This window comes from Devosia sp. (assembly GCF_036563435.1).
In the GTDB taxonomy this organism is placed as follows: Bacteria; Pseudomonadota; Alphaproteobacteria; order Rhizobiales; family Devosiaceae; genus Devosia.
The window spans coordinates 303,551-324,502 of sequence record NZ_DATCMJ010000018.1 but is presented as its reverse complement, the minus strand read 5'-3'; the positions used below and the strand labels follow the sequence as shown (position 1 = coordinate 324,502).

Sequence of the window (20,952 nt, the reverse complement as noted above, 5' to 3'; positions counted from 1 at the left end):
ATTCCGCAACACGCCCATGCGTTGACAAAGCGCCGGCCGCACCGCATATCCGGTGGAGGCCGCTGGCACCCGCCGCTCGCCGGAAGCAATTCCGATGGTGAAGTCCAGTTCTCCGAGCAGAACGAACCCCGGTTCATCCTTGCAAGGCGCCTCATGGCAACGCGAGCCCCCGTGAACCAAGTCGCCTCATCTGCAACGAGAGGACTGCTATGTCGTTTTCACTCGATACCCCATCCGCCCAAACCCTGAAATCCGAAGCCAAGGCCCTGCGCGCCCAGAGCGAGCTCCGCGGCGAAAACCTGTCGCATGGTGCCGCGCTCGAGCAGGTCGCCCGAACCCACGGCTATCGCGACTGGAACACCGCCCGCGCGGCTTTGCCCGATCGCGTCGTCGCGCCCTGGCAGGTCGGTCACCGCGTCAAAGGCCTTTATCTCGATCAGCCCTTCACCGGCATGCTGATCGGCGTCCAGCTGCTGGGTGACATGCAGCACTATACCGTCACCATCCAGTTCGATGCGCCGGTCAACGTGACACCCACCTTCATGTTCGCCGCTTTGCGCCACCGCGTGGTCTCGACCATCGACATCCATGGCATCTCCAGTGCCATGCGCGGCAATGGCAATCCGCAGCTGGTGCTGAAGCGGGCATGACTGTTCCAGGGCGAGGGCAGGGCGGCAACAAGCTGCCTTGCCCTCCATCGTAATGTGCCGATAGACTGAACCGCATCAGCAACCCGGATGCGGATCAATGACCACCCAGACCAAGCCGATCGACGTCTACTCCCTGCCCACGCCAAACGGGCAGAAGGTCCATATCATGCTCGAAGAACTGGGCGTGCCGTGGACCTATCACCACATCGATATCGGCAAGGGTGATCAGTTCAAGCCGGACTTCCTCGCCATTTCGCCCAACAACAAGATCCCGGCCATCGTCGATCCGGAAGGTCCCGGTGGCGAGCCGATCTCGATCTTCGAATCGGGCGCGATCCTCAAATATCTCGGCCTCAAGTTCGGCCAGCTTTACCCGACCGATCCGCGCCAGCAGGTCAAGGTCGATGAATGGCTGTTCTGGCAGGTCGGCGGCTTCGGCCCCATGCTGGGTCAGAACAACCACTTCAACGTCTATGCGCCCGAGAAAATCCCCTACGCGCAGAAGCGCTACACCGACGAGACCCACCGCCTGTTTCGCGTGCTCAACACGCAGCTCGCCGGTAGGGACTTCATCGCCGGCGACTATTCCATTGCCGACATCGCCTCCATCGGTTGGGCCCAATCGTGGGAGCGCTACGGCATCACCCGCGCCGAATATCCCCACGTCCTCGCCTGGATCGACCGCCTCAACGCCCGTCCCGCCGTTGAACGCGGCCTCAACTGGGGCAAGGACGTCCCCCGCCAGAACCTGGCCGACGACAAGGAAGCCCAGAAGATCCTCTTCAACCAGCGCTGATCCTGCATCATCCTCCTTCCGCCCCTGCGGAGGGAGATCCCCCGGCGGGGCGGTGGATAAACGCCTCGACGCTTCTCGGGCACAGTTGCCAACCAAAAACCGCTTGCCATCCCCCCCGGTGCCCGCTATCCACGCCCCTGCCGGAGAGGTGGCCGAGTGGTCGAAGGCACACCCCTGCTAAGGGTGCAGATGGGCAACTGTCTCGAGGGTTCGAATCCCTTCCTCTCCGCCACTTCCCAGTCATCGCTGAGACGCACCACAGGCGACAGCCGGTGCGCGACGGCCGCTGGAGTGCATGAATGACGCCGGAATTCGATCTCACCACCCGCAATACCTTCGGTCTGTCGTCCCGCGCCCGTTTCGCCGCTGAAGTCACCAGCGCCGAAGACCTCGAGCCGCTGCTCGGCGAGGCTCGGGCCCGCAACCTGCCGATGCGCATCCTGGGCGGCGGCAGCAACGTCGTGTTGCGCCCCTATTTCGATGGCGTGGTCGCCCTGATGTCGATCATGGGCCGTGAGGTGCTGGGCGAGCATGGCGATACCACGCTGGTGCGCTTCGGCGCCGGCGAAAACTGGCACGAGATTGTCGAATGGACGGTGCGCCAGGGCCTGCCGGGCCTCGAAAACCTCGCCTCCATCCCCGGCACTGTGGGCGCCGCCCCCATCCAGAACATCGGCGCCTATGGCGTGGAACTGGTCGATCGCTTCCATGCCCTTTCCGCTATCGACACCACGGACGGTTCGGTCCACCAGTTCGACCGCGAACAGGCGCAGTTCGCCTATCGCCAGAGCGTCTTCAAGCGCAGCCCCGGGCGCTTCGCCGTGACATCGGTCACCTTGGCACTGCCCAAAACATGGCGGGCCAATGTCAGCTATCCCGGCCTTAACGACCTGCCCGCCGATGTGGACGCCGTCACCGTCATGCAGCGCGTCATGGTCGTCCGGGCGGCCAAGCTCCCTGACTGGCGCGAGACGGGCAATGCCGGGTCTTTCTTCCACAACCCGATCGTTGATAGCGAAACGGCCGAAGCCTTGGCCGCGACCCATCCCGGCCTGCCGGTCTACCCTGCCGGCGAAGGGCGCTCGAAGCTCTCGGCCGGCTGGCTCATCGAAAAGGCCGGCTTCAAGGGCCACCGCCACGGCTCTGCCGGCGTGTCTCCCAATCATGCGCTGGTGATCGTCAACAATGGCGGCGCCACCGAGGGGGAAATCTCCGCCCTGGCCGCTGAGATCCGACACGAAGTCTTGAAAAAATTCGGCGTTCGACTGGTTCAGGAGCCCGAGTTGCTCTGACATGACATAGGGCGGAACCCAAACCCATTCCTGCCATTCCACCCATGCCGGTTCGTAACCGTCTGGGGGAATATATGACGTCGCACACCATTGTCCGCAGCCATAAGATGCGCTTCGGCGCAGAGCTGCGTCACAACAGTACACGCTTCAAGATCTGGGCACCCAAATGCAAGACCATGCGCCTCAAGATCAAGGGGCGCCGCGCTCTGCTCGACATGGAAGCGCGAGATGATGGCTGGCACAAGATCGAGGTAGAGGGGCTGCAAGCCGGGGCCCAATACAAATATGTGCTGCCCGACGATACCGAAATTCCCGATCCAACCTCGCGTTACCAGCCGGACGACATTCATGGCTTCAGCGAGGTGATCGATCCGCGCCAGTTCGAATGGACCGATATCGATTGGAACGGGCGGCCCTGGGAAGAGGCCATCATCTATGAGTTGCACTTCGGCACCTTCACGCCCGAAGGAACTTATCGCGCCGCCATCGATAAACTCGATCATCTGGTCAGGCTAGGCATCACCACCATTCAGGTCATGCCCATCTGCCAGTTCTATGGCCGCTTCAACTGGGGCTATGACGGCGCCATGCTCTTTGCGCCGGACTCAAGCTACGGCCGCCCTGAGGACCTCAAGGCCTTCATTGATGCCGCGCACGATCGGTCGCTGATGGTCTTCCTCGATGTGGTCTACAACCACTTCGGACCGCATGGGAACTACCTGCCCGCAGTCGCGCCGATCTTCACCGATCGCCACAAGAGCCCCTGGGGGGCAGGCATCAACTACGATGACGAGGGTGCCGACGTCATTCGGGAACTGGTGGTCGAATCGGCGATCTACTGGATCACCGAATTCCATTTCGACGGCCTGCGCTTCGATGCCGTTCACGCCATCGAGGACAACAGCACCACTCATATCCTCGAACTATTGGGCGCCCGCCTGCGCGCCGCCGGCCCGCATCGCTACGTCCATCTGGTGCTCGAAAATTCCAAGAACCAGGAGCGTTGGTTGCGCCGCAACAGCGGCAAGCAGCCGGTGCACTACACGGCGCAGTGGAATGATGATGTCCACCATCTGCTCCACGCCGCGGCGACTGGCGAGAACACCGGCTATTACGCCGATTTCGACAATCTCGAAGATCGCTGCGAGCGGCTGGGCCGGGCCCTGGCCGAAGGCTTCGCCTATCAGGGCGAACTGCGCCCCCATCACGGCGATCGGGTCGGCGAACCCAGCGTCGGACTGCCCGCCACCGCCTTCGTCGCCTATATTCAAAACCACGACCAGATCGGCAATCGCATCTTCGGCGATCGCATGACCAAGCTGGCGCATGCCAACGCCCTCAAGGCCTTGAGCGCCGTCTACTTGCTCCTCCCGCAGATCCCCATGCTGTTCATGGGCGAGGAATGGGCCAGCCGCTCGCCCTTCCCCTTCTTTGCCGACGTACCACCTGACCTGCGCGAGCTCGTGCTCGAAGGCCGCCAGGAGGAACTCAAGGGCACGCCGGAACACGAGGATCCCAGCAAGCCCAATGTCGAGGAAACCGTCGATCCGACCCTGGTCAGTACCTTCAAGTCGGCCAAGCTCAACTGGGAGGACCTCCAAGTTGACGAACACGCCGCCTGGCTGCTGCATTACCGCCAGCTGATCGACATCCGCAAAAAAGAAATCGTCCCGCGCCTGTTTGGTCTTGAGGGCTTCGCCGCGCACTACCAGGTGCTCGGCCCCAAGGCCGTGCTGATCAGCTGGCGCATGGGCGACGGCACGACCCTGCGCCTCTACGCGAATTTGGATAACGCCACTCAGCAGGGCGTGCCCTCGGTCATTGGCCGCCGCATTCATCTCGAGGGTTTTTCGGAGGAAGGCATGCTCGGGCCCTGGTCGGTTCTGTGGACGGTGGAGGTCTAGCCTCTCCCAGTGCTTCTGCGCCGGGCCGGTACCTGCTAGACAGTGCCGACCCGGAGCTTGCCATGAACTACGAAGCCGTTCTTGCCGACATGATCGCCGTTGCCCGCGAGGCCGGCGCGCTGACCCTCCAGCACTTTGCTAACTTTCGCGACATCGAGATCGGCATCAAGGGACCGGCCGATTTCGTCTCCGATGCCGACCGCGAAAGCGAGCTGCTGATCCGCCGTTTCCTCTTCGAGCGCTATCCCGACTGGAGCTTCACCGGCGAGGAATTCGACGCCGTCGACCGCGATAACGATCACCGCTGGCTGGTGGACCCCATCGACGGCACCACCAATTTCATCAACGGCATGGATTATACCATTTCCATCGCCCTGCGCCGCGGCAGCGAGACGGTGTGCGGGCTGGTCTATAATCCGCCCGCCGACGAGATGTTCACCGCGCTCAAGGGGCAGGGCGCCTTCCTCAACGGCCGCCGCCTCAGCGTCAGCAGCCAGACCGATCCCGGCCTCTTCAACATTGGCACAGGCCTGCCCACGCCCGGCCTCCAGCTCTATCCCGGCGCCTACCAGCGTCTCGACGCCGTCCGCTCACGGGTTGGAGCCGTGCGCGTGGCCGGCAGCGCCGCCAACAGCTGCGCCTATGTGGCCATGGGCCGCTTCACCGGCTACTTCGAGGAAACCGGCTTCGTCGACACCGCGGCAGGCATTCTCCTAGTCGAGGAAGCCGGCGGGGTCGTCACCGACTGGTGGGGCCGCGGCGCGGAATTTTTCGAGCGCACCGGCGCCATGATCGTCGCCAACAAGGCCACCCACGCCTTCCTGCTCGACCAGTTCAAGGATGTCCCGCGCAAGGACTGAGAACCCCCACCTAATCTCCCCCCGGAGGAGCCGTGCGGCGAACTCGGCTGGATCGCGCCCCCACCCCGATCTGTCCCTCCCCCTTCAGGGGGAGGTTAGGTGGGGGTGCTGGGCTATCAGCAAACGCTAAAGTGAGGCCGGCGCTGAACTAACCCACCAACGCCATCATCCCCTCGGGATCATCCGTCGTGATCTGATCCACCTTGAGCGCCAGCAGCCGCTCTATGCTGGGCAAGCTCTCCGGATTTGCCCGCCGGATCGTATAGGCGTCGATCCGCCGCCCCTCGGCGTGAAAGGCCCCGACAATGTCGAAGCCCAGCCGATCCGCCTCCAGCACCAGCGGATAGGCCAAGTAGATCATCTCGGCCTTGGGCGAAGCCGCCACCGCATCCCGGACGAAGCCGGCAAAATCCCGCGACTGCATCAGCCGCTCTAGCGCGCCGTCGTGGCATGGATCATAGCCAATGCGCAGGCCCTCGACGCCCTTGGTGAGCAACTCCACCGAGCGCGCGTCGCCCGAAGTGAGGATCATGTGCCGGGCCACGGGACCGACGCTGCGCCGGAAGGCGGCAAGTGCGCCTTCGTCCAGCACGCGCCAGTCCTCCTTGTAGTCCAGCTGCAGCAGGGCATCGGGATGAACGCTGCCCTCGGCCAGCAACTGGCAAAGATCTTCGAGCAGCATGACCTTGTCTTGGAGCACACTGCCGTCCTCGGCCCTGAGATGGAACTTCCGCAAGGTCTCGGCATCAAGATCGGCAACCTTGCCGTTACCGGTCGTTTCCCGTTCCACCGTCAGGTCATGCAGTACCGCAAAGCCACCGCCGGCATGGACCACTAGGTCCACCTCGATACTGGCGCCCAGCGTCATGCCTTCGAAAATGCGCGCACCGGTGAAAACGGGATCGCTCCCCCGCCGCCGCGCACGATGCCACTTGAGCCAGGTGCGGTGGCCGCCCCGCTCGATCAGGATCGGTTCGTTCATGCTATGCGTCGACCAGGGCCTGCTGCACGGTCGTCGCGGCACCTGCAGCAGCCGTGCGATGAATCAGCGTGCCGTCGCGATAGGCGGCAATGGCGCGTGGCGACAGCGTCACCGCCTGGCCGGCGCGGAACATGTCGGGATGGTCGACCATCGCCTTGACCCGCGAACCGTCACCCAGCGCCAGGTCCACCAGCCCATGAGTGCCGAAGTCGGTCACGCGATGCACCTTGCCATGACCCTCGCCTGCAGCGCTCGACAGGTCCAGCGCTTCGGGGCGAATGGCCAGGATGGCCGGGCCGTCGCTTACCGGCAGCGGTGTCGCATAAGCGCCGCGGCTGAACATGCCATTGCGCACGTCGCCTTCCAGGAGGTTCATCGTGCCGATGAAGCCGGCCACGAAGGGGGTGCGCGGTTCGCGGTAGACCACATCCGGCCGGTCGATCTGCTCGGTCTTGCCATCGCGCATCACGACGATCCGGTCGGCCATCGACAGTGCTTCGTCCTGGCCATGCGTCACGAACAGCGTGGTGATCCCCACCCGCTGCTGGATGTCGCGCACCTCTTCGCGAAGTCTTTCGCGCAAGTGCTGGTCCAGACTCGCGAAAGGTTCGTCGAGCAGGAGGATTTTGGGCTCCAGCACCAGCGACCGCGCCAGCGCCACGCGCTGCTGCTGGCCACCGGAAAGCTGCGTCACGTGCCGGTTGCCATAGCCGCCCAGCCCCACCAGTTCGAGCACGGCCTCAACCCGCCGCTTGATCTCGGCCGGAGCCACCTTGCGCAGCTTGAGTCCGAAGGCGAGATTCTTGAACACGTTCATATGCGTCCACAGCGCGTGGCTCTGGAACACCATGCCGGTCGGTCGCCGTTCGGGCGGCACGCGGGTAATGTCTTCCCCGTCAATGGTCATGAGGCCCGCAGAGGGCGTCTCGAACCCGCCCACCATGCGCAGCAGCGTCGACTTCCCCGAGCCCGAAGGGCCCAGAAGGCACACCAGTTCGCCGTCGGCCACCTCGAGCGAGAAGCTGTCCACCGCCCGCGTGGCATTGGGAAAAATCTTGGAAACGTCTTTGATCTTGAGAACGGACATTGAACTTTCCTAGCCCCCGAAACCGCGGGCAAATGAGCCGGAATTGACCACCCGGCGCGCAAACAGGAGGGCGATGAAGCTGGGCACCCAGAGCAGCACCGAAAGCACGGCGCCATACTGGATTACCGGCTGGTTATTGATGAACGAGATCATCAGCACCGGCAGCGTGCGCACCTGCGGCGCACCGATCAGCCAGGCGCCCTCCGTCTCGTAGAAGGTGCCGACAAAGCTGAGCAGGATCGCCGCCGCAATGGTCGGACCGGCCTGGGGCAGGGTGATCGACCAGAATACCCGCAGGGGCGAGGCTCCGACATCGCGCGCCGCCTCCTCCATGCGCCGGTCCACCGCCTGGAAGGCCGCCACCGGGATCCAGATCATGAACAGCAATGTGCCCACCAGCTGGATCAGCACCACGCCCCAGAAGGTGCCGATCAGGTTGAGCTGGAGGAAGATGCCGGCAATGGCCACCAGGAGCCCGAACTTGGGGAAGGCATGGCCCGCCAGGAACGAGAAGAACAGGAGGTTGCGTCCCGGAAAATCCAGTCGGGCAAAGGCATAGGCGGCCGGCAGGCAGATCAGCGCCGAAAGCGCCGTCACCGTGAACGAGAGCGTCAGGCTCGTGCTGATCGAGCTCCAGACATCGGCCCGGGCCAGTGTCTGGTTCCAGAAGCGCAGCCCGAATTCCTGCGGGATTAGAGACGGATAGCGCCACACATTGGTGAAGGCCCAGGTGCCGACCACGATGAGCGGCACCACGATGACCAGCGTCAGCACGATGGCGAAACCGATGCCGATCCAGTCCGGCTTGCGATAGGCGAGGGTGGCAGCCATCTACGGCGTCCTGTTCTTGGCGACCGAGCGCACGTAAAAGAGCCCGAAGACGATGCAGAAGCCGAAGGTGATCACCGCCTGAGTGATGGCGTTGCGCGGCTCCAGGAGTTCGCGGAAGGTGCGCTGCATGAAAGGGCCCATCATCTCGGGCGCGGCCGGGCCTAGGATGTAGGGCAGGGTGAAGGATGAGAAAATTCCTAGCACCGCGAAGGAAATCGCCACCAGGATGGAGTTGGACAGCCGCGGCAGGATGATGTGCCAGAGCACGGCCAACTTGCCCGCGCCCACGTCGCGCGCCGCCTCCACCGCCTGGTTGGACACATTGCCCAGCCCCGACAGGAGGATCAGCACGGTCAACGGAATGTTGTCCCAGACCAAGCCAATCACCGGCCCCCAGGGCGTCAGGTAGGGCGAGCGGATGCGCGGCAGCCCGACCGAGTTGAGCACGAGGTCGACGGTCCCGTTCGGTCCCAGCACGCGAATAAAGGCAAAGCTCAGGATGATCGAGGGCACGAACATCGGAAAGATCGCCAGGCCCTGCACATAGGCGGCGACGCGGCTGGTGGAAAAACGCAGATAGAGCGCGATCGGCAGGCAGACCACAAGGAGCAGGACTGCGCAGACACCGGTGGTCCAGAGCGTTATGGATAGGTTCGAAAGGCTATAGCCGTCCGAAAAGAAGAATCGGTAGGTTTCGAGCGACACGGTATTGCCGCCCTCGGCCGTTGGTACCCAGACCGTCTGGATCACCGCGGCAAAGATCGGCCAGATCACCAGCCAAGCCACCAGGAAGACGGGCGTGGCGACGAGCAGAAGGCCATATGGCCTCCTGCTGCTGTTTTGGACGGACCCGAGCTGGTCCGGCGTGGTCGTGGTCACGAATTGGGATCCACGTTCGGCGCGACCGCGCGGTACCAGCCGTCATTGACGGCCTTTTCCCACTCGCCGCTCGGGAAGTTCGGGATCGACTCGGGAATGATGTCGGCAAAACGCTCGCGCAGTTCAGGCGACACATGGTCCCACGACACGCCCGGATAGCCGCCCAGTTCGGTCAGCACGGCCGACTGGATTTCTTCTGTCAGGAGGAAATCGGCCAGCTTGAGGGCGGCGTCCTTGTTGGCGCCGTTGCTGAGCACGGCCAGCTTGGTGAAGCCGCCGGGCAGGCCGAGATCCTGCAGCTGTACGAGACCGGTGGTCTCGGGCAGCGCGCCTTGCGAGATTGCCGACAGCGCCTGATCCGACCAGGCCGGGATCATGGTCACGGCCGACTGCGACAGGAGCTGGATCGACTGCGTATTGCCCGAAGTATAGGCGCCGCCATCGAACAGCGACGGAGCGAGGTCCTTGAGGATGTCCCAGGCCGGGTTCAGCATGTTTTCGGCGGTGGCCGCGTCGTAATTGTCGACGGTGAACTTGCTGGGGTCCTTGCCATTGGCCTCATAGATGGCGCGGCGCACGAAGTTGCCGCCCGAGCCGCCCTTGTTGGGACGGTTGTAGATGAACTGGCCGGGATTGGCCTTGATCCAGGCGACCAGGTCCGCCCAGGTCTTGGGAACATTGGCCGGGTCGAGCTTGGTCGTGTCATAGGCGAGAACGACCTGCGAGCCGCGATAGGGCAGGTTGGTCGGGATGTCGAACGCTAGAGGGTTGATCTTGCCGTAGTTCGACAGGCTCGCCTGCTCGAAATCAACATAGAGGCCCTGCTCGATGCCGCCATTGGTGACGCGGGTGTCGAAGCCTTCGAATAGGTCCGCCTGCGGATCGGTGCCGCTTGCCAGCGCCGCCAGCGCACGATCGGCAATGGCCGAGACCCCGGCGCCGTCGCCGCCGTCCACCAGGTTGAGGGTGATGCCCGAATTGGCCGCCTCAAACGCCGGCTTCACCGTATTGGTCCAGAAGTCGATGACGTTCTGGTCCGAGGTGAAATAGATGTCGATGACGCCTTCGGCGGCGAAGGACATGCGAGGCAGCATCAGGGCGCCGGCAGCCGTGCCGGCGGCGAGCAGGAAATCACGCCGTTTCATTGTATTCTCCCAAAGCCCGTTCCGTGGAACGGATGTTCCGCCCGACGGGCATTCCCGCCGGCAGGTTCCATCGATCTTGCGTCGACCTCTCCCTTAGGGGAGCTAACTACCACTTCGGAAATTAGGCAAGAGGGGCGGCGACGCACCGACGGCGGGCTTAAGAACACAGCTTTGCGACAGTCATATTACGCCTGACCTGCCATGGCGCGACGCTGTGGATATTCCATGCAGAGCACGCTTGGAACAGGCCAGCCGCGGGCTGTTTGCGGCGCCGCCTCTGCGATCAGATTTGGGCGGCGAGCGCCTCCAGCTGGGCGGCGCACATGCCCCAGCCTTCATGAAAGCCCATCTGCTTGTGGTTCTCTGCATCCTCGGCCGACCAGTGCCGGGCGACCGCCGTATACTTCGTCTTGCCGTCGCCGGCGTCTTCAAAGGTCAGGATGGCGGTAAAGAATGGCTTCTCCGAGGGCGTCCAGTCGCCGGTATAAGCGTCGGTGAAAACCAGTTTCTCGTTGGGCACGATCTCCAGATACTGCCCGGCATTGGGGAATTCGGCGCCGCTCTCGTCCGCCATGGTGATGAGGTTGCCGCCACCGGGGCGAAGGTCCACCACGGCCTTAGGCGTGCTCCAGGGCTTGGGCGCGAACCACTGCTTGATCAGCTCGGGTTCCGTCCAGCAGCGATAGACGTTCTGGCGCGGCGCATGGAGAATGCGTGTCAGCACCAGGTCGCGATCAGTGTCTTGCGTGGGGAGGGGGTTGGTCATGGCAAACTCCTGTTGTGTCTGCCCTGACTACGAACGACCACAGCCCAAACAGACAAGCCCCTCGCGTCATTGCCGTTAGCAAGAACTTGGGGCGCGAAGGGAGTACCAGACCGCTCAAACTATTGTGAGCGGGCCCCGTACCGCAGCGAGGCTCGGCCGCAGATGCCCCTCATGCTCCACCAGCAGCTGCCGTGCCTGTTCCACATGGGCGCCAGCCGCAACCAGCACGGCCAGCTTCACATCCCCGGCAGCGGCATCGAGTGCCGCACCAGCCTCCGCCTCTGCCACCCCGCTAACCGCCATCACCATGCCCCTTGCGCGTTGCTGCAGCTTGAGATTGTCGGCAATGACATTGACCATGAAACCGTCATGCACATGTCCCAGCAGCATGGCCATGGTGGTGGACAGCATGTTGAGCGCGATCTTTTGCGCCGTGCCCGCGCCCATCCTGGTGGATCCGGCGATCACTTCCGGCGGCGTCGGCAGGTAGATGGCCACATCCGCAGAGGCGAAAAGCGGCACATCGCCGTTGTTGCTGATGGCCACAGTCCTGGCCCCGGCAGCACGCGCCGCCTCGAGTGCCGCGATGGCATAGGGCGTCGTGCCGCTCGCCGAAAGCGCAACAACGCAATCCGCCGCTGTCACGCCGGCCCGGAGCATGTCCGCTCGCGCCGCTTCGGTGTCGTCCTCTGGCCCGCCCTGCAATTGCGTCAGCATAGCCATGCCGCCCGCCAGCAGCACCTTGACCCGTCCGAGGTCTAAGCCGTAGGTGCCTGGCAATTCCAGCGCATCGGCCAGGGCCATAAGGCCTGAACTCCCGGCAGCCGCGTAGATAAGCCTGCCGCCCTGCCGATACTGCGCTGCGGCCAATTCTGCAGCCGCGGCGATAGCTGGCACCGCCTGTTGCACTGCTGCGGCGGCCTCCGCCTGTCCGGATGCCAGAATCGCCAGCGCGTCCTCTGCCGGCAAAAGATCGAGCCCGTGGGCGCGCGCATGAATCATTTCGGTTTGCGGCGCACTCATGACCATCTCCTCTAACCCCGTTGATGATGCCAAAAAAATACCACTTGTCCAGTCCGGCTGCCGCCTTTCACACCACGCAGGCTGCCCCTGTGCATAGCGCATTTGGTGCTTGGTGAATGGTATGTTATTGGTATTATATCCAGGAGGCGGCGCCGGTTCGTGGCGTCGACTCGACCGCGGCTTGGGCAAAGGGGGACATGGTGGCGACGGCGTCGAATGGTTTCTTTGCTGACGGACCGGTGGTTCTACCTGCAGGTGGTCCGCTCTACCTCCAGCTCAAGCGCTGGATCGAAGATGCCATCCATAGCGGTGCGGTCAATCCCGGCGATGCCCTGCCATCCGAGCGCGATCTCGCTACCAAGGTCGATGTCTCCCGCGTTACCGTGCGCAAGGCCGTGCTCCAGCTGGTCAAGGACGGCGTCCTGGTGCAGCGCCATGGCTCCGGCACCTTTGTCGCACCACTGACCCAGCGGGTGGAGCAGTCGCTTTCCCAGCTCACCTCCTTCACCGAAGATATGGCGCGCCGCGGCATGGCGGTGCGCGCCGAATGGCTCGATCGCGGCGTCTACCTGCCGTCACCGGAGGAAACCATCGTCCTCGGCCTTACGGCAGGGGAGCAGGTGGCACGGGTCTCACGCCTCCGTCTCAGCGGCGACACGCCGCTGGCCATCGAACGCGCCAGCCTCTCTTCTTTCATTCTCCCCGATCCCGATCGGATCGCAGACAGTCTCTATAAGCATCTCGATCAATCGGGCAGTCGGCCGGTGCGGGCCATCCAGCGCATCCGCGCCGCCAATCTCGACGACGAGAACGCGGCTTTGCTGCAGGTGCCGGTGGGCTCCGCGGGCCTTCACATCGAGCGCACTTCCTATCTCGCCTCGGGCCGGGTCATCGAATTCACCCGCTCGATCTATCGGGGCGACACCTATGACTTCGTTGCCGAGCTCCGCCTTGGTGACTCGCCTAGCAGTGGAAGTGTGAGGACACAGGAATGAAGCGCGCAATCATCGGCCTGCTTGCCGGCCTCGTGCTGGTCGGCCTGGCAGGGCCGTCGACAGCCCAGCCCCTGACCTATCAGGTGGATCTCCTCTACGAGAAGATCGTCGATGGGGTGCGACCGAAAACATTTGTCCGTGTGACCATACCCGCTACTAGCCCTCAGGCCGTGGATGCAATGTGTGGCAGCACGGTCAAACTGATCAAGCTGGGCAGGAGGGCTCTGGAGAATGGCCCCGAGGCGTTAGGATTGCAGGGCAATTGGATGGCCGGCGGAGGTAAGTGTGTGATGGATGCGGAAGGAGAAGTCGAGATGACGATCCAGGGAACCGGAGGAAGCAGATAGATGGGCACTGGCTTGCAGACTGACCGCGTCGACGCTTCGTCAGGCAACCAAACCTTCATGCGCCAGGAGATCTACTCCATTCCCGCAGTCGTTGCCGGCTTTCTGGACCAGAGTGGAGCGGTTCTCGATGCAGCCGCCGCACGGCTGCGCAAAGAGGATCCGGCGCTCGTGGCAACAGTCGCGCGCGGCTCCTCTGACCACGCCTCTGCCTATCTCAAATATGCCATCGAGCTGACTCTCGGCCTTCCGGTCGCCTCTATAGGTCCGTCGATCGCTTCCATCTATGGCAAGGATCTCAAGCTCGACCGCGCCGTCACCATCGCCATCTCACAGTCCGGCAAGAGCCCCGACATTGTCGGCATGACCCAGTCGGCCCGGCGCTCCGGCGCCACCACGATCGCCATCACCAATACGGCCGCGTCGCCTCTGGCCGATGCCTCCGACTTCACCATCGATCTCCATGCCGGCGTGGAAAAATCCGTCGCGGCCACCAAGACCTTCGTGACCTCGGTCGTCGCTGGCCTCGCCCTCATCGCCCGCTGGAGCGGAGACAGCGCGCTCGCATCTGCCGTCAACGACCTTCCCGAAACCTTGGCCGAGGCCGTCGCCTGCGACTGGTCCCAACTCGTCACTGCACTTGATGGCCATGACGCGCTTTATGTGCTCGGCCGTGGACCAGGGTTTGCCATTGCCAACGAGGCTGCGCTCAAGTTCAAGGAGACCTGCAACATTCAGGCGGAATCTTATAGCGCCGCCGAAGTCATGCACGGTCCCGTCGCCATTGTGCGTCCCGGCTATCCCGTCCTTGGCCTCGCTGCCCGTGATGCCGCCGAGTCGTCCGTGGCTGACATGGCGCACAAGCTGGCCGGGCAGGGTGCCTTGGCCTTCCTCACCAGCAGCCTTCCCGGCGCTGCCAAGGCGCTGTCCTTTGCCTCGACCGGACATCCGATCACTGACCCACTGGCGCTGATCGTCTCCTTTTATGGCTTTGTCGAACAGTTGTCGCGCCACCGCGGCCTCAACCCCGATGTTCCCCCGGCGCTCAAGAAGGTCACCGAAACCGTATGAGCGACCTTCTCGCGGTTACCGGCGCCCGTATCTTCGATGGCCATGACTGGCACGACCACGCCGCCCTGCTGGTCGAGTTCGGTCACGTCAGCGGCATCGTGGCCTCCAGTGCCATTCCCGATGGTGCCGAAACCGTTCACCTCGACGGTGGCATGCTGGTGCCCGGCTTCATCGACCTCCAGGTCAATGGCGGCGGCGGCGTCCTGTTCAACAACGATCCGAGCCTAGATGCCATCCGCACCATCTGCGCCGCCCATTGGCAGTTCGGCACCACGGCACTGCTGCCAACCCTGATCACCGATACGGTCGAGGTCAACGTCGCCGCCATCGCAGCCGGAAAGGCTGCGGCACTGGGAGGCGTACCGGGCTTCCTCGGCCTTCATCTCGAAGGCCCCCATCTTTCCGTCGCCCGCAAGGGCACGCACGATCCGGCCCTGATTCGTCCCATGGACGATTCCGACCTCCAGCGTCTCCTCGGCGCCCGGGCCGCCCTGCCGAACCTCCTCGTGACAGTTGCTGCCGAAACGGTATCGCCCCAGCAGATCGAGCGACTAGCAAAGGCCGGCATCATCGTCAGCATCGGCCACTCCGATGCCCCGCTGTCAACCGCTGCCAAAGCCTTCGACGCCGGCGCCACCATGGCCACCCATCTGTTCAACGCCATGAGCCAGCTCGGCAACCGCGAACCCGGCGTCGTCGGCGCCGTGCTTGCCACCGACCGTATCCATGCCGGCCTTATCGCCGACGGCATCCACGTTCATCCCGCCGCCATCCAGATCGCCCTGCGCGCCAAGGCGGGTCCTGGCCGCATCTTCCTTGTTACCGACGCCATGTCACAGACCGGCACTGAACTCGAGACGCTGACCCTCAACGGCCGCACGATCACCCGAGCCAAGGGCGCCCTGCGCCTCGCCGACGGCACCCTTGCCGGCGCCGACCTCGACATGATCGACGCCGTCGAGTTCATGCACACCCAGATCGGTCTGCCGCTCGAAGAAGCCCTCCGCATGGCCGCGCTCTATCCCGCCGAAGCCCTCGGGATCAACGAAACCCACGGTCACCTGAAGCCCGCCGCCGTCGCCAGCTTCCTCCACCTGTCGGAGACCCGCCAGGTGCAATCGACCTGGATCGCCGGCCACCAAGTCTGGCGCGCCTAGCCGCGTCCGATAAAGGGCATGTTGGTCGCCATCACCGTCATGAACTGCACATTCGCCGAAAGCGGTAGGCCGGCCATATAGAGAACCGCATCCACCACATGCCGTACATCCATGGTCGGCTCGGGCATGGTGGTGCCATTGGCCTGCAGCGATCCACTATTCATGTGACTGGTCATGTCCGTTGCCGCATTGCCGATATCGATCTGCCCGCAAGCGATGTTGAACGGCCGGCCATCCAGCGAGATGGCCTTGGTCAGGCCGGTGATCGCATGCTTTGTCGCCGTATAGGACGCCGCACCCGGACGGGGCGCATGCGCCGAGATCGAACCGTTGTTGATGATGCGCCCACCCTGCGGCTGCTGCGCCCGCATCATCCGGAACGCCTCCCGCACCACATAGAAGGCGCCGTTGAGATTGGTATCCACCATCTCCCGCCAGGTCGCCACGTCCAGATCGCCGAACGAAACGGCCGGCGCAAAGCGGCCGGCATTGTTGAAGACCACATCCACCCGCCCATACCGCGCGCGGACATCCTCAAAGAAGCTCGCCACCGCTTGGGGGTCGGCAACGTCACACACGCTCCAGTGCCCACCTGTCTCCCCGGCGACCTCTGCCAAAGCCTCGGCCCGCCGTCCGCAGATCGCAACATCGTAGCCCGCACGAGCCAAACCGATCGCAACGGCCTTGCCAATGCCCGAGCTTCCACCCGTCACCACCCCGACCTTCTCGCTCATCAAAGTAGCTCCTCCTTACGTGCCAACACTTTGCTATCAGTCCTGCCGCAGATTGTGCACATTCGCGCCACACCAAGTCAGCAGCTTCAGACGGCAAAGAACTCTTTAGTCTCTCCGCTAAAAAGCAGCCTTTCGGCCGCTAAACCCCGCCAATTGAACGATATTTAACCGCCCGTTTAGAAAGGTTAACGAAACCTTTCCAGCTGTGTGCTGAATCTGCAACATCCACTCTGCAACCATATTGTGGCAGGTCCAAAACGGCTTTTGCGAGATTGCGTCCTTTTTCGCCATGCGTAGAGTGGGTCCTGCGAATCCATGCATGGGATCGTTTGTCGGTCGCAGCGCGACGGCAACACACTGCACCACGATAGTGTGGTCGCGTTTCGACAAACCGCTGGGTAACCGGCACAAAAAATGACTGACTTTGGAGGTCAACCAATGAAACTCAAGAGCCTTATCCTCGGTTCTGTTGCTGCTGCCGGTCTCTCGACCGCTGGCTTCGCTGCCGATCTCGGCGTCCTCACCTCGCTCGACGTTTGCGACGAGCTCGGCCTCTCGGGCCTGACCATCTCGTCCGACACCAACTGCCTGCAGATCTCGGGCGAAGTGAAGTATGAATTCAATTGGGGCAACTTCAGCGACGGCGCGACTCCTGTCGCAACCCCGCTCGGTGGCCTGATCGGTTCGGTTAACATCGACCGCGCCTCGTCGATCCCTGGTACGTCCAACAACGACTGGGAATCGCGCGTTCAGTCCTGGCTGAAGTTCGTCGGTACCTCGGGTAGCGATTTCGGCCCTGCCTCTGCCGTCATCAAGATCAAGCACGACGATCGTCGTCGCGTCCGCAACGGTGGTACCGCTGTTGGTGGTTTCCCGGGCGTTGAGCAGCGTGAAACCGGCAATGTCGTCGTGATCGACGAAGCCTACGTCCAGGTTGGTGACACCACCGTCCTGACCGCTGGTAAGCGCGGTTCGATCTTCAACAAGGGTGACGACGAGCCGTTCAACTTCACCGGTCTCTTCATCTCGCAGCGCGCCGACGTCGGTACCGTTGTCGACGAGAACGACTTCGATCGCTTCGCTCCCAAGTTCGGCAACCACGTCATCCAGCTCTGGACCAACGTTGGTGAAGGCTTCATCGCCAAGATCGGCCTGGAAAACCTCGGTTCGGAAGGCGGTTTCGCTGCCTCTGTTCCGCTTGGTCTGCCCGCCGTTACCGGCGCTGAAAAGGCCGGCACCCTGGTTGGCGTTCTCGACTACGCTGGTTCGGGCGTCACCGCCCACATCAGCGGCGCAGTCGGCGGCCTGCTCGATGGTCAGCGCAACGCTGGCGATACCTACCTCATCCACACTGGCGTGACCGCAACCTTTGACCAGTTCAAGGTTCGTGCTGCTGGCTCGCTCGGTGGCTTCTCTGACGCTGCTGGCACCACCTATGCCACCTACTGGAACGCTCTGGTTTCGGGTGAAGCCAACTTTGACATGTTCAAGATCGCTCTGTCGGCTGAAGCAGCCGCTGTGAACGGCCTTGCTGCTGTCGACAGCAACACCGATTTCGGCTTCGGCGGCTCCGTGGGCGCCAAGGTTGCTGAAGGCATCGAACTGAACCTTGGCGGTCGTTACTTCAACGACGGTACCGCTGGCGTTGGTGACTCCTACCAGGTCGCTCTGCAGTTGATCGCTGCTGTCACCGAGACCCTGAAGATCACCGGTGAAATCGGTGTCTACGGCAACGACGTTGACACGGCTGCTGCTGCTCCTGGTGCCGCTCTCCGCGCCGCCGGTTCCGACTTCTACGCCAAGGCCGAACTCGGCTGGGCTCCTGGCGGCGGCTTCTCGTCCTCGCTCGGCGCAACCGTTCAGCAGAACGGCGCCTACAAGGTCACCTTCAAGGCTGCAAAGTCCTTCCAGTAATCTTCGGATTACCGACCTCTACGGAAAGGCCCGGCTCACCCCGGGCCTTTCTGCTTTTGCGGCCTAGCACCTACCAAGCCCGTCTCCGAAACCGTTCCTTAATCCTAACAATGCTCTAACGTCGTACAGATACGACGACTGACTGGATTGGCATGTTCAGAGACCTTATCAAGTGGGTCCTTCCCGGCACCGTGATCGTGCTCTGCGGCACCCCGTTCTGCGTTGCCATGACCGCAGCTTCCATCGACCGCGATATCTCCTCTGCCGGACGGGCCGCGCTGCAAAGGGCAGGGCACGCCTGGGCCGACGTTGCCGTGCAAAACCGCAACCTCTTTCTGTCGGGCCTGAGCACAGATGAGCAGGATACCGCGACCGCCCTCCGCCAACTTCTCGCTCTCCAGGCCGTCCGCAGCGTCTTCGACCAAGTCGCACTAGCCCCCGCCGCCAATCCCTTCGCTTTCAAGGCCGAAGCAACACCTGAAGGCGTGAAGCTTTCCGGCGGCGTCCCCGACCAAACTACCGGCGCCCAGTTACTCTCTCGCGCCGAACTCCAGGCGGCTTCGCTCGAGATCCGCTCCGGCATGCCCCAGCGCGAGACCTGGTTGGCAGGTGCACAGTTCGCCGTCGAGAACGCCAAACACCTTGATCAGGGCGAGATCAGCCTTTCGGACACCACTCTCTCGCTGCGCGGACGTGCCAAATCGTCTCGCGACTATCGCGACCTCCACATCATCATGCGCGCCGGTCCGCCCGCCGGTCTGACGCTCGGTACAGTCGAAATCGTCCCGCCCCTAGTTGCCCCCTATACCTGGTCGGCCCAGTTCGACGGCAAGCGCATCACCATCAGCGGCACCGTTCCGGATCAGGGGACGGCGGAACGCCTGCGGACCGCTGAACTGAGTGCGATTGCGCTCACCTCCAAGCTGGTATTCGGATCAGGCGAACCTGAAGGCTTTTCAGAGCTTTCAGACAAGTTACTGCAGCAGTTGGCGAAGCTTGAATATGGCACCGCCACCATCATCGACGGCGAGAGCCGGTTGACCGGTGCACCGCCATCCGAAGCGGTGGCGCAGGCCGTCGTCGACACCCTCCGCTCCTCCAACTCCATTGTCGTGCTCGAAGCGCCGCGCATTGACGACTATTGGACAAGCGCCACTCTGCAACCGGGCGGCGTGATCGTCTTCGACGGCTATGCCCCAGATGACGAAACCCGCGACGCCTTCGCCGCAGTCGAGGGTGCCGATGTCAACTACCTCAAGCTCGGCCGCGGCGCGCCGGACGTCTACCAGGCGGGAACAGCTCTCGGCCTCCGCGCTCTCAAACTCATGAGCGAAGGACGCGTGTCTCTGCGCGAGGATGGACTCTCCGTCAGCGGCATCGCCCGCTCCAGCGCCGACTACGAAGCACTTATGGCCATGCTCTCCGAGGGCCTTACTGCCGTCGAACTGGCCGCGATCGACATCAAGCCTCCTGTCGCTGCGAACTATGAATGGACGGCCACGAAGGCGTCAGGAGGCGTGATCGCCTTGTCGGGCTTCGTTCCCGACGCGGCAGCGCGTGAGCAGATCCTTGAAGCCGCAGGGCCGGCAGCCTCAGAGGACCTGACCTACGCCGCAGGTGCCCAAACTGACTTCGTCGCGTCAACGCAAGTCGGCCTTGAACTGCTTCAGCAACTGGAGGATGGCCGCATCGGCTATGACGGCTCAGGCTGGATCCTCACCGGCACGCCCCGTTCCGAAGCTGCCCGTGCTGCCATCGAGCAGTCCTTCACCACGCAGCAGCTTGCAGGCAAAGGCTGGTCCATGTCCTTGGCGCAACTGCCAGCAAGCCCGCAGGTGGAACCCCCTTCATTGGCCGTTGAAGAGCCCGCGCCGCCGGCCTCTGACCCGATGAAGCCCACGGCAGCCTCAGTTGCCGAAGCGACGCCGCCACCAAGTCACCCAGTGGCCCCCCAGCGAGAAGAGATTGCTCCTCCGGCTGCGGAGCGTTCGGCAGCCGTCACGGAAGCACCTGCGCCAGCAGAAACCGAAAAGGCGTCCGCACCGCTGCCCGACGAACCGGCTCCAGCCACGGCTCCGCCGGTAGCAAACGCCCCGACGCCACCGTCGCCTCAGTCAGACATCACAGCCTGCACCGCGCCTGTTGCTCAGTTCTCCGCCCGCAACGCGATCTTCTTCCGGCCCGGTGCTGCCGCCATAGCCGCCGAATCCAGCGCGGCGCTCGACGAACTAGCGATCGACCTGGCCGCCTGCCCGGATGCCACCGTCCATATCGAGGGCCATACCGATTCCGACGGCGAGGCCGGCCGCAACATGGCTCTGTCGGTGGCACGCGCCGAAGCGGTCATCGCCGCTCTCGTGGAGCGGGGCGTCTCCGCCAGCCGCCTTTATGCCGTCGGCTATGGCGAAACCAAGCCAATCGCCGACAATGCGACACCGGAAGGCAAGCGCATCAACCGGCGCATCGTCGTTACCGTGCAGCCGGGCAGATAGGGCAGGCAACGTGACGCTGGCGACCCTGCT

The 20,952-nt window shown here is 63.3% G+C and carries 19 protein-coding genes and 1 tRNA gene; 12 read left to right on the top strand and 8 right to left on the bottom strand.

What is annotated here, in order from left to right; translation table 11 throughout:
- Positions 1–209: 209 nt before the first annotated feature.
- The 6 genes from VIL88_RS14060 (at position 210) to VIL88_RS14035 (ending at position 5,502) form a co-directional block, all read left to right on the top strand.
- Positions 210–650, top strand: a complete 441-nt coding sequence (locus tag VIL88_RS14060; protein WP_331989897.1) for a glyoxalase superfamily protein — start codon at positions 210–212, stop codon at positions 648–650.
- A 97-nt stretch (positions 651–747) separates the two neighbouring features.
- The gene (locus VIL88_RS14055) at positions 748–1,446 is read left to right on the top strand and encodes a glutathione S-transferase N-terminal domain-containing protein (protein ID WP_331989895.1); all 699 of its coding nucleotides are present in this window, start codon (positions 748–750) and stop codon (positions 1,444–1,446) included.
- Between the two features lie 142 nt (positions 1,447–1,588).
- A tRNA-Ser gene (locus VIL88_RS14050) sits at positions 1,589–1,678 on the top strand.
- Between the two features lie 67 nt (positions 1,679–1,745).
- On the top strand, positions 1,746–2,738 hold the full coding sequence (gene murB, locus VIL88_RS14045) for a UDP-N-acetylmuramate dehydrogenase (RefSeq protein WP_331989893.1): 993 nt from the start codon (positions 1,746–1,748) through the stop codon (positions 2,736–2,738).
- 74 nt (positions 2,739–2,812) lie between these two features.
- Positions 2,813–4,642, top strand: coding sequence for a malto-oligosyltrehalose trehalohydrolase (gene treZ, locus VIL88_RS14040; RefSeq protein ID WP_331989891.1), 1,830 nt, complete (start codon positions 2,813–2,815; stop codon positions 4,640–4,642).
- Between the two features lie 62 nt (positions 4,643–4,704).
- Positions 4,705–5,502 (top strand): inositol monophosphatase family protein, encoded by a 798-nt coding sequence (locus tag VIL88_RS14035; RefSeq protein WP_331989889.1) that lies wholly within the window; start codon positions 4,705–4,707, stop codon positions 5,500–5,502.
- A 148-nt stretch (positions 5,503–5,650) separates the two neighbouring features.
- Here the strand turns inward: VIL88_RS14035 and VIL88_RS14030 are convergent, their stop codons facing one another.
- The 7 genes from VIL88_RS14030 to VIL88_RS14000 form a co-directional block, all read right to left on the bottom strand.
- The gene (locus VIL88_RS14030) at positions 5,651–6,484 is read right to left on the bottom strand and encodes a glycerophosphodiester phosphodiesterase (RefSeq protein ID WP_331989887.1); all 834 of its coding nucleotides are present in this window, start codon (positions 6,482–6,484) and stop codon (positions 5,651–5,653) included.
- Position 6,485: 1 nt separating this feature from the next.
- Positions 6,486–7,571 (bottom strand): ABC transporter ATP-binding protein, encoded by a 1,086-nt coding sequence (locus VIL88_RS14025; RefSeq protein ID WP_331989885.1) that lies wholly within the window; start codon positions 7,569–7,571, stop codon positions 6,486–6,488.
- 9 nt (positions 7,572–7,580) lie between these two features.
- Positions 7,581–8,402: a carbohydrate ABC transporter permease gene (locus VIL88_RS14020; protein WP_331989883.1), complete on the bottom strand. Its 822-nt coding sequence runs from the start codon at positions 8,400–8,402 to the stop codon at positions 7,581–7,583.
- Positions 8,403–9,281 (bottom strand): ABC transporter permease, encoded by an 879-nt coding sequence (locus tag VIL88_RS14015; protein WP_331989881.1) that lies wholly within the window; start codon positions 9,279–9,281, stop codon positions 8,403–8,405.
- Complete coding sequence (locus VIL88_RS14010) at positions 9,278–10,426, bottom strand: extracellular solute-binding protein (protein WP_331989879.1); 1,149 nt, start codon at positions 10,424–10,426, stop codon at positions 9,278–9,280. Before VIL88_RS14010 ends, VIL88_RS14015 begins: the two co-directional genes overlap by 4 nt.
- A gap of 283 nt (positions 10,427–10,709) precedes the next feature.
- A complete protein-coding gene (locus tag VIL88_RS14005; RefSeq protein WP_331989877.1) occupies positions 10,710–11,192 on the bottom strand; it encodes an SRPBCC family protein in 483 nt (160 codons plus the stop codon).
- Positions 11,193–11,306: 114 nt separating this feature from the next.
- Positions 11,307–12,215, bottom strand: a complete 909-nt coding sequence (locus VIL88_RS14000) for an N-acetylmuramic acid 6-phosphate etherase (RefSeq protein WP_331989875.1) — start codon at positions 12,213–12,215, stop codon at positions 11,307–11,309.
- 197 nt (positions 12,216–12,412) lie between these two features.
- Between VIL88_RS14000 and VIL88_RS13995 the strand changes: the two genes are divergently transcribed.
- From VIL88_RS13995 to nagA, 4 genes are read left to right on the top strand one after another with little or no spacing between them, the layout of a single operon-like run.
- Positions 12,413–13,210: a GntR family transcriptional regulator gene (locus VIL88_RS13995; RefSeq protein ID WP_331990703.1), complete on the top strand. Its 798-nt coding sequence runs from the start codon at positions 12,413–12,415 to the stop codon at positions 13,208–13,210.
- Positions 13,207–13,557, top strand: coding sequence for a hypothetical protein (locus tag VIL88_RS13990; protein ID WP_331989873.1), 351 nt, complete (start codon positions 13,207–13,209; stop codon positions 13,555–13,557). Before VIL88_RS13995 ends, VIL88_RS13990 begins: the two co-directional genes overlap by 4 nt.
- Entirely contained in the window at positions 13,558–14,625 is a 1,068-nt protein-coding gene (locus VIL88_RS13985; RefSeq protein WP_331989871.1) for an SIS domain-containing protein, read from the top strand.
- A complete protein-coding gene (nagA, locus tag VIL88_RS13980) occupies positions 14,622–15,782 on the top strand; it encodes an N-acetylglucosamine-6-phosphate deacetylase (RefSeq protein WP_331989869.1) in 1,161 nt (386 codons plus the stop codon). Before VIL88_RS13985 ends, nagA begins: the two co-directional genes overlap by 4 nt.
- Here nagA and VIL88_RS13975 read toward each other — a convergent pair.
- A complete protein-coding gene (locus VIL88_RS13975; protein ID WP_331989867.1) occupies positions 15,779–16,516 on the bottom strand; it encodes an SDR family oxidoreductase in 738 nt (245 codons plus the stop codon). The two genes, nagA and VIL88_RS13975, sit on opposite strands and share 4 nt — an antisense overlap.
- 438 nt (positions 16,517–16,954) lie before the next feature.
- On the opposite strand from VIL88_RS13975, the gene VIL88_RS13970 reads away from it, so the two are divergent.
- The gene (locus tag VIL88_RS13970; protein ID WP_331989865.1) at positions 16,955–18,430 is read left to right on the top strand and encodes a hypothetical protein; all 1,476 of its coding nucleotides are present in this window, start codon (positions 16,955–16,957) and stop codon (positions 18,428–18,430) included.
- Positions 18,431–18,582: 152 nt separating this feature from the next.
- The gene (locus tag VIL88_RS13965) at positions 18,583–20,922 is read left to right on the top strand and encodes an OmpA family protein (protein WP_331989864.1); all 2,340 of its coding nucleotides are present in this window, start codon (positions 18,583–18,585) and stop codon (positions 20,920–20,922) included.
- The last annotated feature ends 30 nt before the right edge of the window (positions 20,923–20,952 follow it).